The following is an 11,810-nucleotide window of genomic DNA, read 5'->3' on the forward strand; positions in this document are numbered from 1 at the left end:
GCCGACTGGACCGGGCGGGCGGCCTGGCTGCTCAAGCCCCTGCACACCCGGCTGCTGGAGCGCTTGAAGGCCTCGGGCAAGCTCTTCGCCGACGAGACGACCGCCCCGGTGCTCGATCCTGGGCGGGGGCGGACCAAGACCGGCCAGCTCTGGGCCTATGCCCGCGACGACCGGCCCTGGGGCGGGCCCGACCCGCCGGGCGTGGTCTATGTCTATGCGCCCGATCGCAAGGCCGAGCGCGCCGCTGCGCACCTGGCGGGCTTCAAGGGCGTGCTGCAGGTGGATGGCTACGCCGGCTACCGGCCGCTGGCCGAGGCGGGCGACATCCGCCTGGCCTTCTGCTGGGCGCATGTGCGCCGGCGCTTCTACGAGCTGGCCGCCGCCGGACCGGCGCCGATCGCAAGCGAGGCGCTGGAACGCATCGCCTCGCTCTATGGGGGCACCTCAAGGTTTGTTACACGGACGGCGCTCGCCTTTATAACCCAAACGCAGCAGTTCGTTGATAAATATAGGAAATTATGATAATATCCTGCTTCGTTAGCGGGAGGCATTATCATCGATGACGGCAGAAATCCGCGAGATTCTGGGGCAGATCGCAACTGTCCAGGACATGGTCATTGCATTTGAGGACGAGGGCCGGTGTCGACGAGTTCTTGAGGCCGTGGTTTGGCCGTCTGGTCGAATATGTCCCGGCTGCGGCTATCGAAGGTCCACAATGATCACCGGTCGCGACAAGGGAAAGACGGCGAGGCCGGGGCTGTACCAATGCTCCAACGGCGCCTGTCGGCTGCAGTTCACCGCCACCACGAGGACGCCCCTTCACTCGACAAAGCTTCCGCTTCGCGTCTGGTTGACCGGGCTTTGGTACATTCTGCAATCCGACAAGGGCGTGTCCTCGATGCGCCTCGCCGAAGCGATCGGCGTCAGCCAACCGACGGCCTGGCGGATGGGCCATGCTCTTCGGTTGATGGTCGGACTGGACCGACAACTCGAAGGGGTGGTTGAATTCGATGAGTTCTACTTCGGCGGCAAGCCTCGTCGGGATGCCGGACCACCGAAGGCTGGTCGCGGCCAGAAGGGAAGGCCCAAGACATTGAAAACACCCGCCCTTTGTGTGGTGGAGAGGCCGCTGACGAAGGCAATCGGAGCCGTCGCCGGCGGTGCAGGGGCATCTGTCGTCGCTAATCTGTCGGAATCCGAGGCCGAGCGAGTGTTGACCCATGCCGTTGATCCCAGCGCCCATCTGATGAGCGACGAGTGGAGAGCTTTCGTCGAGGCGGGCGACGCGTTCGCGGCTCACGAGACGGTCCATCATTCGAGCGGAGAGTACGCCCGTGGGCAGGTCCACGCCAATTCCGCCGAGGGGATTCAATGATCGTGTGCGCCGCACGGTAAACGGCGTCTTCCACCATATCAGTCCGCGGCACGCCGACCTCTACTTCAACGAAATCGGCTTCCGATGGTCGCAGCGTGTCGTCGCAGGCCAAGCAACCCGCCAGACACGCAAAGGCCGGAAAGTCGAACGGACATTGTGGTCACGGATCGCGCCGGCCACGCAGATCGAGACTGCCTTCCGGTCTGCAGTCGGGCGACAAATGCGGCGCACGCCAGACGGAAGTATCCGCATCGTCTCATCCGTGGCTGTCTTTGGGTTATAAAGGCGGCGTGGTTGAGCGAACAAACCTTGAGGTGAGCCCACGTTCGGCCGGGCCCGTTGGGCGGCGACCGGCGGCCTGGTCGTATCGAGACTCAAGCCAACCTGATCCTGGGATTGAGCGAGGGCAAGCGGACATCCACCAGGCCGTCTCCGACAGCGGCAACCCGGCGTCAATCTCAGGAATCCCAAACGATTCAGTCAGGTCACAGAATGCTCAAGGCTCGGCTCGTGTGGCGGCAGTTTGGTTCGCACCAAGCGCCCCATGGGCGTTGGTTCCGCCCTGGCTGCATTGAATTTCATAGCCTGATCAGGCCTCTTGCTTCGGCGCGTAGCCGAGGATGGCCTTGGTTTCCAGGAACTCGTGGAAGCCGAAATCGCCCCACTCGCGCCCGTTGCCGCTCATCTTGTAGCCGCCGAAGGGGGCCATCATGTCGCCGCCGCCGCCGTTGATCGACACCTGGCCGGCGCGCAGCTTCTTGGCCACGTCGCGGGCCTTGGAGAGGTCCTCGGCCTGCACATAGGCGGCCAGGCCGTACTCGGTGTCGTTGCCGACCTCGATGGCCTGTTCGAGGGTGTCATAGCCGAGGATCGACAGCACGGGGCCGAAGATCTCTTCCTTGGCGATGGTCATCTCGTTGGTGACGTTGGCGAAGACAGTGGGCTTCACATAGTAGCCCTTGTCCAGGCCTTCGGGACGACCCGTCCCGCCAGCCACCAGGGTGGCGCCCTCGTCGATGCCCTTCTGGATCAGGTCCTGGATCTTGTCCCATTGGGTCTTGGAGACCACCGGGCCCAGCATGGCGTTGCCGGTGGGGTCGCCCACCGTCACCTGGGCGGCGGCTTCCTTGGCCACGGCGATCGCCTCGTCCATGCGCTTGGACGGGACGAGCATGCGGGTCGGGGCGTTACAGGACTGGCCGGAATTGGTCATGATCTGGCGCACGCCGCCGGCCACGCTCTTGGCGAAGACGTCGTCGTCCAGGACGATGTTCGGGCTCTTGCCGCCCAGTTCCTGGTGCACGCGCTTGACGGTCGGGGCGGCGTTCTTGGCCACCTCGATGCCGGCCCGGGTCGAACCGGTGAACGAGACCATGTCCACTTCCGGATGGGTCGAAAGCGGCACGCCGACGCCGAGGCCATCACCATGGACCATGTTGAACACGCCGGCCGGCACGCCGGCCTCGTGCATGATCTCGGCGAAGATCTGGCCGGTGAAGGGAGCGACCTCCGACGGCTTCAGCACCATGGTGCAGCCGGTGGCCAGCGCCGGGGCGACCTTGCACATGATCTGGTTCAGCGGCCAGTTCCAGGGCGTGATGAAGCTGCAGACGCCGATCGGCTCCTTGACGATCATCGTCGCGCCGCGGTCTTCCTCGAACTTGAAGTCCTTGAGGATGCCGATGGCGGTGGCCAGGTGGCCCATGCCGGCCGGCACCTGGGCGCGCTGGGCCAGCGAGGCCGGGGCGCCCATTTCCTCGGTGACGGCGTTGGCCAGATCGCCGAAGCGCTTCTGGTACTCGGCCAGCACCCGCTGCATGACGTCCAGCCGCTCTTCGCGGGTGGTCTGAGACCAGGTGGCGAAGGCCTTGCGCGCGGCCTTTACGGCCTTGTCCACATCGGCTTCGGCGCCGAGCGCGATCTTGCCGGCGACCTCTTCATTGGCGGGATTGATGACGTCCAGGGTCTTGAGCGCCACCGGCTCGACCCACTGGCCGTCGATATAGAGCTTCAGGTACTCGCGCATGGGCTCTCGCTTACTCGTTAGATGTGAACATGATGACCGAACGGGCCAGTTCGCCGCGCTTCATGTCAGCGAAGCCCTCGTTGACCTGCTCGAGCTTGATGCGCTGGGAGATCATCTGGTCGAGCTTTAGCTTGCCGTTCATGTAGAAGTCCACTAGGCGGGGCATGTCGATCGGGAAGCGGTTCGAGCCCATCATGGAACCCTGCAGCTTCTTCTCGCCCAGGAATGCGGCGCCCATCAGGGTGATGCTCTGGCCGACCGGGATCATGCCGATGATGTTGGCCGTGCCGCCGCGGCGCAGCATATTGAAGGCCTGCTCGGCGGTCTTGGACAGGCCGATGGCCTCGAAGGCGTGGTGCACCCCGCCCTTGGTCATTTCGAGCACTTCCTTGACCGCGTCGGTCTGGGAGGCGTCGATGAAGTCGGTTGCGCCGAACTCCATGGCCAAGTTGCCCTTGGCGGCGACCGTGTCGATGGCGATGATGCGGCCGGCGCCCGCGATGGCCGCCCCGTTGATCGCCGACAGGCCCACGCCGCCGCAGCCGATGACGGCCACGGTCTCCCCCGGACGGACGCTGGAGGTGTGCATTGCCGCGCCGACCCCCGTCATCACCGAGCAGCCGATCAGGGCGGCGCGGTCGAGCGGCATGTCCTTGCGGATCGCGACGCAGGCATGCTCGTGGATCAGCATGTATTCGGCGAAGGACGACAGATTCAGGAACTGGATCATCGGGCCGGCGGCGGTGGTCAGCCGGGGCTCTTCATCAGCGCCGCGCTTGGTATCGGGCGAGACGCAAAGTGAGAGGTGGCCCGTCAGGCAAGACTCGCAGTGACCGCAATAGGCCGAAAGGCAGGTGATAACATGGTCACCCACCTTCACGGTCCGGACTTCCGAGCCCACCTGCTCGACGATCCCGGCGCTCTCATGGCCCAGCACCGCCGGTAGCGGGTGTGGGTAGGAGCCTTCCATGAAGTGCAGATCGGAGTGGCACAGGCCCGCGGCCACGGTGCGGATCAGGACCTCATGGGGGCCTGGCTTGTTGATCTGGACATCTTCGATCTGAAGCGGCTTGCCCACTTCGCGCAGCACGGCGGCTTTCATACTGGCGTTCCCCGAACAGCGCCCGTCTTAGCGGGCGGATTATCGAAGTCCGGACATGGCCGAGACTTCCCGAGAGGCCAACCTTATCGCCGTTCACATGGCCTGCGCCAAGGGAAATTGGCGGCTCTCCTCAGGCAGTCGGAGGCGCAGCCGGTTTGAGCCGCAATAGGGTCATTCGTTTGGGCCAGGCCGCCGGCTATTTCGGCCAGCGCAGTCGGAAGTCACCCCGCGGCGGGGGGATACAACCCGCAAGTGTGGTCAACAGGTTCTCGGCGGATCCGTCGTTGAGGAAGTGGTCGGCGCCCGTCACCCGCTCGAACTGCATCGGCCGCCGCGTGCGGGTCTCGGCCACCAGGTTCTCGGCCAGCTCGATGGGCGCTAAATCGTCCTAGTTGCCGTGCACGACGGGGACCGGACCTTGATGTTCCACAGGGCCGCATGGCATGCTGTGTAGCTGGTCGGGCTGGTTGGTGACCTCCAAGACGGGATGGCGCACATCGCGGGTAATGATCTCCAGCATCCCGGCCCGACCTTCAGCAGCCGCGCGGCCGTCGGTCGGGGCTGGCGGTAATAGCCCGACAGCAGCACCAGGCCGGTCACCTTGCCGGGATTCGGGGGGCGGTCAGAGTGACGTGGCAGGTTGCTCAACCTGCATTCTTAGTTGACCCACTCTGTTCCTTAACGGGCGATCCCCATGCGTTGACGTTAGGGCCGCAGCATAGCGTTTCCGCTCGAGTTGATGGTCCGCAGCGTTGCGCAGCGCCGCGTCAATCTGCTGCTGGGTCGCGCGCGCCCGCGTCAGCGCTTCAAGCTCGGCGAGCGCCAGCGCCCGGGCCCAACGACGTCTGGGCCATGGACTTCCTGCCCGACCAGCTCTTCGACGGGCGCAAGATACGCATCCTGGCGATCATCGACACTTTCAGCCGGTTCTCGCCGGCGCTGGATCCCCGCTTCGCCTACAAGGCCTGCGACGTCGTCCAGACGCTCGAACTGGCCGGCAAAGCGGTGGGCTATCCACGGGTCATCCGCGTCGATAATGGCCCCGAATTTGTCTCCCGCGACCTCGATCTCTGGGCCTACCAGCGGGGCGTCATCCTGGACTTCAGCCGCCCTGGAAAGCCGACGGACAACGCCTTTGCGGAGTCCTTCAACGGCAAGGTCCGGCCCGAATGCTTGAACACCGCCTGGTTCATGTCCCTCGACGACGCCCGATCAAAATGCGAGGCTTGGCGTAGGGACTACAACGAACATCGTCCCCACAGCGCGATCGGCGACAAGTGCCCGATCGAGCTCATGAATGGCGTCGGGACACATGGCCCACCCGACGCCTGACCGGCGAGAAATCCCGGCCCGACCTGGTCCAAGGGTGGGGGCAAGGTCACTCATTGCCCCCCCCACGTGCGTCGACAAGCGCTTCGTCCGAGACCAGGTGGCCGGCGATCAACATGCTGCAATTGATGCGGTCCATCAGGTAGGCGCCGCTGCTGCCGGCCCACCATCGATCAAGAAAGCTCCGATGCCGGTGGCCTACGACCAGGAGGTCTGCGGCGACTTGCTCTACGAAGGCGGCAATCTCAGCAGCGGGCTCGCCGCTCCGCAACTCGGCGACCGGCTCGAGGCCAAGTTGCCGCAGCCCCGTGACGCCCTCTTCCAGCACCGCTCGGTACGCTTCCTGCTCGTGAGCGATGACTCCGGCGTACGCACCTTCGGCCAGCCGTCTTCCAGGCGTCTCTGCGGCGACCGACAAGAGAAAGACCCGGGCCCGAAGCCTCATGGCCAGCATCGCGCCCTCGCGCAGCGCGGCACGTCCCTCCACACTGCCATCGTAGGCAAGAACGATTCGACGATACATATGAACCCCCGCTTCAGACCCAAGGGTAGCCCTAGTATTTCCCGAAGGGCGCCCAATCGCACCCAACGCACCCAACGCACCCAACGCACCTTCGTAGGTTAATGGTTAGGGGGCTATCATCCAACAAGCGCCGCGAGGTTTGCGCCGGGGCGTTTTGATGCTAATTATTAGCTCCCTATCGACACGGATTTGTACTCGATGACCGCCAGACACGCCTTTGGACAGGCAGCGAACCTGATGAGCCGTCGTTGGCGGGCGCGCCTAGACGAGCGGCTTAAGGACACGGGCCTCTCGCAGGCGCGGTGGCTGGCGTTGTTTGAGCTATCAAGTTCGGACGGAGGGCTGACACAGCGGGATTTAGCGGATCGGCTCGGAATCGAGTCGCCGACGATCGTGCGCCAGTTGGATGACCTTGAAAGGCGCGGCCTGATTGCGCGGCGGGAGGCGCCGAATGATCGGCGAGCCAAACGCGTCACCCTCACCGCCGCGGCAGAGCCGGTCCTCGACCACATCACGAGCATTGCGGCCACGCTTCGCGACGAGTTGCTGGCGGATATTTCTGACGCCGATCTCGTCACCTGTCTGTCCGTTTTGGGACGAGTCAACCAGCGTTTGGCACAAAGATGAGCGCGGCGGATGACAACCCCGTCGCGAGCGTGAAAAGCATTCGCATCGGGCGAAAACCCTCGCGGCGCCTGCTTCTCGTCGCCGCCGTGATCGTGGCCCTCATTGCGGCCGGCGCGGTTTGGCTGCACGGGAGGGCCGGCCGGGTGTCGACCAATGACGCCCGCATTGCCGCAGATGTCATTGCGGTTTCCAGCGAGGCGGCCGGCAGGATTGTTCAGCTCGATGTCAAAGCCGGGGACCAAGTCGAGAGGGGTCAGATTCTGGTCCGCATAGAACCCCGCGACGCTCAATATAGCTTGGCGGAGATCAACGCCAACATCGCCAACCTGCGCGCGCAGCGCGCGCAGTTGTTGGCCCAGCAAAGCTTGGTGCGCAACACCGTCGGCAATCAAGCTGGGGTATCCTCCGCGACCATCGACAGCGCCCAGGCCGACTATCTGACCAAGCAGGCTGAGCTGGCCGTGGCACGGTCGGCCTTTCAGCGCACCGAAACCCTCTATGGGAAAGGGCTGGTCGCCAAGAGCCGGTTCGAGGAGGACCAGGCGCGGCTTCGGGCCGCCGAGCAAACTGCCGTCCGCGCCCGCGCCGCGATCTCCGGCGCGAAGGCGGGCGCCGAGGTCACCCAGACGGGCCTCCAGCAGGTGCAGGTGATCGCCGAGCAGATTGCGAGCGTCGACGCCCAGATCGACGCGCTGGCTGCGCGGCGTGAACAGCAGCGGCTCGATCTCGGACGGCGACAGATCGTGGCGGCCTTCGATGGGGTCATCGATCAGACCGTTGTCGATCCGGGCGAGTACGTCTCGCCGGGCTCGCGCATCCTGCTCTATCACGACCCGCATACCGTCTGGGTCGATGTGAACGTCAAGGAGACGGAGTTCCGTAAACTGAAGGTTGGCGCGTCGGCCAAGGTGAAGGTGGACGCCTATCCCGGCCGCACGTTTGAGGCCAAGGTTCAGCGCCTGGGGGGCGCCGCTACGAGCCAGTTCGCGCTACTGCCCAACCCCAATCCGAGCGGCAACTTCACCAAGGTCACCCAACGGCTGCCCGTGAGGCTGGCGATCACCCAACAGCAGAATCTCCTCCGGCCGGGGATGATGGCCGAGGTCACGATCGATGTCACAGACTGAGGCCCTGTTCGCGCGCTATGGGTCGATGTACCGCTGGCTCGCGACGGCGGCGGCCATGGTCTCGGCGATCGCGGTGGTGCTTTCATCCACCATCGTCAACGTGGCTGTTCCGGCAATCATGGGCCAGTTCGGCATCGATCAGACCCGGGTGCAGTGGCTCGCCACCGGCTTTCTCGCCGCAATGACGGTCACCATGCTGCTCTCTGCCTGGTGCGAACGCACCTTCGGTCAGCGGCAAACCATGACGGTGGCCCTGGGCGTGTTCCTGTTCGGATCGGTCCTCGGCGGGCTGGCGCCGGATGATACGGTGCTCATAGTCTCCCGGGTGATCCAGGGCGCTGCAGCGGGCGTCATCCAGCCGCTGGCGATGGTCGTGATGTTCCAGGTGTTTCCCCCCGACAAGCGCGGCGCGGCCATGGGAATCTTCGGGATTGGCGTGGTGCTCGCCCCGGCGCTGGGTCCGTGGGTCGGGGGACTGCTGATGGATAGCTTCGACTGGCGGTTCCTTTTCTATTTGGGGATTCCATTCGGCCTGGGTGGCATCACGCTGGCGCACCTCTTCCTGCCCGATCGCGATCCTGCGGTCGCGAAGGCCCGACTGGACTGGCCGGCTCTGGTGTGGCTCAGCGTGGCTCTGCTCGCGCTGCTGCAAACCATGTCCAGCGGCCAGCGCTTGGGCTGGGCCTCCACGCCCGTCCTCGCAGGGCTTGCAATCACGATGACCTGCGCGGCGGCCTTCCTCGTCCGCGAACGTCGGATTCCGCATCCGCTGCTCGACCTGCGGGTGTTCGCCAGTCCCCCCTTCGCTGCGGCCGCGGCGGTCAGCTTTGTGCTGGGGGCCGGCCTGTACGGCACGACCTATCTGCTCCCGGTCTTCGTCCAGCAGATTCAAAACTTCACCCCAACCCAAGCGGGTCTGCTGCTGATGCCGGCCGGCTTCGTCCTGGTCATCGTCTTTCCCGCCGCAGGCATGATGAGCGACCGGCTGTCGCCAGGATTGCTGATCGGGGCGGGCATGGCTATCTTTGCCTATTCCTCGTGGCTTACGGCCCACGTGAGCGCTGACACCGCCTTCTGGACGCTCGCCTGGTGGACGGTGATTGGCCGCATTGGGATGGGCTTTGTGTTCCCCTCGCTGAGTTCTGCAGCTCTCAAGGTGCTGCCGCTGGAACTGTTATCCCAGGGCTCTGGCTCGATGAACTTCACCCGGCAACTGGGCGGAGCGCTCGGCACGGGTATTCTGGGCGTGATTATTGAGCGGCGAACCGCGTTCCACGGCGACGCCCTCGCCGCGACCCAGACGTCGGATAATTCAGCTACAAGCGGCTATCTCATGGAAGCCGCGCGAACCGTCCACGCGTTGGGACTCGGGCCTCTGGAGCAACTCCCGGCCGCCGGCTGGTTGCTGGGGCAAGGGGTTTACTACCAGGCGGCCGCCGCCGCCTATCGAGATGGATTCCTGATCACGGCCATGGTCTTCGCCGTGGCCCTCGCGCCAACTTTCGTGCTCCATCGCGCCTTGGGGCGCGTTGCTGCGCGGCTAGGTCCAGGCCCCCAATCGGCTGAGAAGGCTGAAGACGAGGCGGATGCCGGGCCAGCAGCAGACCCTGTAATTGAAGCCAAGGCTCGCGCGGTGAGAATATGAACAGGCGCGCAAACTCGACCTGCAAAGCCAAGCGGGAGGCGATCCTCTTGGCTACGGCGGACCTGATGAGTCGGCTTGGCCCAGATGTGTCGGTCACCTCGATCGCCCGCTCAGCGGCCGTCTCAAAGCAGACGGTCTACAATCATTTCGGCAGCAGAGCCGGCCTGATGGACGCTTTGGTCGCCAGTGGCCTCAGTGTTTTGTACGATCCGATGCTCGATCTGGACAGCAACGGAGATCCTGAGGACGAGCTGGGATCCTACGCCCTTGCCTTGCTGCGCGAGCTCTCACAGCCCGCCTATCGGAAAATGCTTCGCGCGATCTTCTTTGCCATCCAGCACGATGCGGCAGCGGCCCAGCTGATCTATGACGCGACTGCGGTGCGTATGCGGGAACGCATCGCAACCTATCTCCGCGCGCAATGTGCGCGGGGGCGTCTCACTGTCGATGAACCCGACATCGCAGCTCAACTCTTCCACACTGCTGTCGTATCGAACGCGCAACTCATGATTCTGGCGGGGATCCACGATGAAAAGCCCATAGAGTCCCATGCTAGAGCTTGCTCGAGACTCTTCCTAAAGGCTTACGCAACTGATAGGTAATGTGCCTGCCGAGGCTATGACATGAATCCTGCGCCGCAAGGCGGTCCGCCTAAGCTGTGTGGCGGCTTGCGGCTCGCCTCGCTCAGCCTTTCCACCACCCGCGGCCGGCGCCGGGGCTGATCCCTCGTTCAGCCCGTGGTGTGCAATATGCCGCCGAGGGCGCTGTCGCCAATTGCCACGCGCGAGCTAACTTGTTCGAATCTCCGCTGGTTTTAAGGAATGTCGCTCATGCAATGCGCCGCCCACAATGAGGACTCTGCGCCCGAGGCGCTGGACCTCAAATTCACTCCGCTTGGCACCGGCTATCTCCTGGCGGAGGTTACTCGCCTGCTGCGCGCGTCGGTGGACCGGAGAATGCTGGACCTGGGCCTCACAGGCTCAATGTGGCGTGTGCTGGTTTATCTCCAACGCGAGGATGGGAGATCCCAGGCGGACTTGGCGAAAGAGCTTGAGGTCAGCCGGGCATCATTGGGACAAATGATTGATCGGCTTGAGCACTCCGGCCATGTGCAGCGTCGCGCCCACCCGGACGACCGCCGGATATGGCGCGTTTTTCTGACTGAGAAGTCTCAGGAGATCATGCCGTCACTGGGCGAGAAAGCTCAAGCGCTGCATCAGCAAACGTTCGGACGGCTCGCCAAAGACGAACATAGGGCGCTCGTTGCGACGCTCATGACGCTCCGCGACAGCCTAACCTGAAATCGATCTGCCTGAGTACGCGCGTTTCCTCGCGCAGCGGCCAATAAGTGTCAACGCTCCGGCATTCACAATCAGTCCGTCGAGCGCATCGCTGACCTTGATCTGGCAAGAGAGATGGCTGTTGGTTCGACGCCCTCGGCAAAATCCAGCATCGACTCCTCCAATGCCGGGACGCGCCGGTCTTGTCGGCCCGAGCCTTGTCAATATAGACTCGGCAGGGGGCGTAGGCGTCGCCGCAGTCTGCGTCGATGCCCGGGATGTTGTTCTTGACCGCGCCTTCCATTCCCGTGAGGCCGGGCTTGACGTCGACCACATGCTCGTCCCGTCGTGCTCGATGTAGGTGATCCTGGTGATTGGAACTCTTGCTGAACTCCAGAGCCCGTCTGGCTCGAGTGGATGCTGAATGACCCGCACAGGCGGGCTCAAGGCTATTGAGATTGGGCGCGTCCTCTGGACTTAGCGAATGCCAGGCTCAGTTGCGCGCCGGAATGACGACCGGCATGGACGAGTACCCCCGGATCAAGACCGAAGCCACACGGCGGGGCTCTTCCAGGACACGGATTTCAGGAAAGCGCGGGAGGATCTCTTCCCACAGAATCCGCAGCTGGAGCTCGGCTAGGCGATTACCCACGCAGCGGTGAATCCCGAACCCGAACGACAGGTGGTTGCGCGGCCGCTCTCGGTCGATGATGTAAGCTTCAGGGTTCTCGATCGCCTCCTCGTCCCGGTTGCCTGAGGCGTACCAGATCAGCACC

The 11,810-nt window shown here is 64.1% G+C and carries 9 protein-coding genes and 4 pseudogenes; 8 read left to right on the forward strand and 5 right to left on the reverse strand.

What is annotated here, in order from left to right; translation table 11 throughout:
* A pseudogene (locus Q7S93_RS01140) lies at positions 1-468 on the forward strand (IS66 family transposase); the annotation flags it as partial.
* A gap of 91 nt (positions 469-559) precedes the next feature.
* Positions 560-1,658, forward strand: a pseudogene (locus Q7S93_RS01145) (IS1595 family transposase).
* Between the two features lie 306 nt (positions 1,659-1,964).
* Here Q7S93_RS01145 and Q7S93_RS01150 read toward each other — a convergent pair.
* Both Q7S93_RS01150 and Q7S93_RS01155 read right to left on the reverse strand, forming a co-directional pair.
* Complete coding sequence (locus Q7S93_RS01150; RefSeq protein WP_304711680.1) at positions 1,965-3,401, reverse strand: aldehyde dehydrogenase family protein; 1,437 nt, start codon at positions 3,399-3,401, stop codon at positions 1,965-1,967.
* Between the two features lie 10 nt (positions 3,402-3,411).
* Complete coding sequence (locus Q7S93_RS01155) at positions 3,412-4,503, reverse strand: Zn-dependent alcohol dehydrogenase (protein WP_304711681.1); 1,092 nt, start codon at positions 4,501-4,503, stop codon at positions 3,412-3,414.
* Between the two features lie 825 nt (positions 4,504-5,328).
* Here Q7S93_RS01155 and Q7S93_RS01160 point away from each other — a divergent pair.
* Positions 5,329-5,835, forward strand: a pseudogene (locus tag Q7S93_RS01160) (integrase core domain-containing protein); the annotation flags it as partial.
* 46 nt (positions 5,836-5,881) lie between these two features.
* Here Q7S93_RS01160 and Q7S93_RS01165 read toward each other — a convergent pair.
* Positions 5,882-6,355: a universal stress protein gene (locus Q7S93_RS01165; RefSeq protein ID WP_293421544.1), complete on the reverse strand. Its 474-nt coding sequence runs from the start codon at positions 6,353-6,355 to the stop codon at positions 5,882-5,884.
* Between the two features lie 198 nt (positions 6,356-6,553).
* Between Q7S93_RS01165 and Q7S93_RS01170 the strand changes: the two genes are divergently transcribed.
* The 5 genes from Q7S93_RS01170 to Q7S93_RS01190 all read left to right on the forward strand — a co-directional run bounded on the left by Q7S93_RS01170 (position 6,554) and on the right by Q7S93_RS01190 (position 11,055).
* Positions 6,554-6,982 (forward strand): MarR family transcriptional regulator, encoded by a 429-nt coding sequence (locus Q7S93_RS01170; RefSeq protein WP_304711683.1) that lies wholly within the window; start codon positions 6,554-6,556, stop codon positions 6,980-6,982.
* On the forward strand, positions 6,979-8,109 hold the full coding sequence (locus Q7S93_RS01175; RefSeq protein WP_304711685.1) for an HlyD family secretion protein: 1,131 nt from the start codon (positions 6,979-6,981) through the stop codon (positions 8,107-8,109). Before Q7S93_RS01170 ends, Q7S93_RS01175 begins: the two co-directional genes overlap by 4 nt.
* Complete coding sequence (locus Q7S93_RS01180; protein ID WP_304711688.1) at positions 8,096-9,754, forward strand: DHA2 family efflux MFS transporter permease subunit; 1,659 nt, start codon at positions 8,096-8,098, stop codon at positions 9,752-9,754. The genes Q7S93_RS01175 and Q7S93_RS01180 overlap by 14 nt, the downstream gene beginning before the upstream one ends.
* Positions 9,751-10,356 (forward strand): TetR/AcrR family transcriptional regulator, encoded by a 606-nt coding sequence (locus Q7S93_RS01185; protein ID WP_304711690.1) that lies wholly within the window; start codon positions 9,751-9,753, stop codon positions 10,354-10,356. Before Q7S93_RS01180 ends, Q7S93_RS01185 begins: the two co-directional genes overlap by 4 nt.
* Before the next feature lie 228 nt (positions 10,357-10,584).
* Positions 10,585-11,055 (forward strand): MarR family winged helix-turn-helix transcriptional regulator, encoded by a 471-nt coding sequence (locus Q7S93_RS01190; RefSeq protein WP_293319935.1) that lies wholly within the window; start codon positions 10,585-10,587, stop codon positions 11,053-11,055.
* Here Q7S93_RS01190 and Q7S93_RS01195 read toward each other — a convergent pair.
* Together Q7S93_RS01195 and Q7S93_RS01200 are read right to left on the reverse strand one after the other, a co-directional pair.
* Positions 11,047-11,409 (reverse strand): annotated as a pseudogene (locus Q7S93_RS01195) (2Fe-2S ferredoxin). The gene Q7S93_RS01190 and the pseudogene Q7S93_RS01195 sit on opposite strands and share 9 nt — an antisense overlap.
* 118 nt (positions 11,410-11,527) lie before the next feature.
* On the reverse strand, positions 11,528-11,810 hold a 283-nt coding region (locus Q7S93_RS01200), incomplete at its 5' end, for a cytochrome P450 (RefSeq protein ID WP_304711693.1).

Origin of the sequence: Phenylobacterium sp., from assembly GCF_030646615.1 — a bacterium.
Lineage (GTDB): Bacteria > Pseudomonadota > Alphaproteobacteria > Caulobacterales > Caulobacteraceae > Phenylobacterium.

What these genes read in the sequence shown, in the direction of transcription:
- Q7S93_RS01150 (WP_304711680.1), bottom strand. Translation starts at nt 3,401, where the DNA reads ATGCGCGAGTACCTGAAGCTCTATATCGACGGCCAGTGGGTCGAGCCG.
- Q7S93_RS01155 (WP_304711681.1), bottom strand. Translation starts at nt 4,503, where the DNA reads ATGAAAGCCGCCGTGCTGCGCGAAGTGGGCAAGCCGCTTCAGATCGAA.
- Q7S93_RS01165 (WP_293421544.1), bottom strand. Translation starts at nt 6,355, where the DNA reads ATGTATCGTCGAATCGTTCTTGCCTACGATGGCAGTGTGGAGGGACGT.
- Q7S93_RS01170 (WP_304711683.1), top strand. Translation starts at nt 6,554, where the DNA reads ATGACCGCCAGACACGCCTTTGGACAGGCAGCGAACCTGATGAGCCGT.
- Q7S93_RS01175 (WP_304711685.1), top strand. Translation starts at nt 6,979, where the DNA reads ATGAGCGCGGCGGATGACAACCCCGTCGCGAGCGTGAAAAGCATTCGC.
- Q7S93_RS01180 (WP_304711688.1), top strand. Translation starts at nt 8,096, where the DNA reads ATGTCACAGACTGAGGCCCTGTTCGCGCGCTATGGGTCGATGTACCGC.
- Q7S93_RS01185 (WP_304711690.1), top strand. Translation starts at nt 9,751, where the DNA reads ATGAACAGGCGCGCAAACTCGACCTGCAAAGCCAAGCGGGAGGCGATC.
- Q7S93_RS01190 (WP_293319935.1), top strand. Translation starts at nt 10,585, where the DNA reads ATGCAATGCGCCGCCCACAATGAGGACTCTGCGCCCGAGGCGCTGGAC.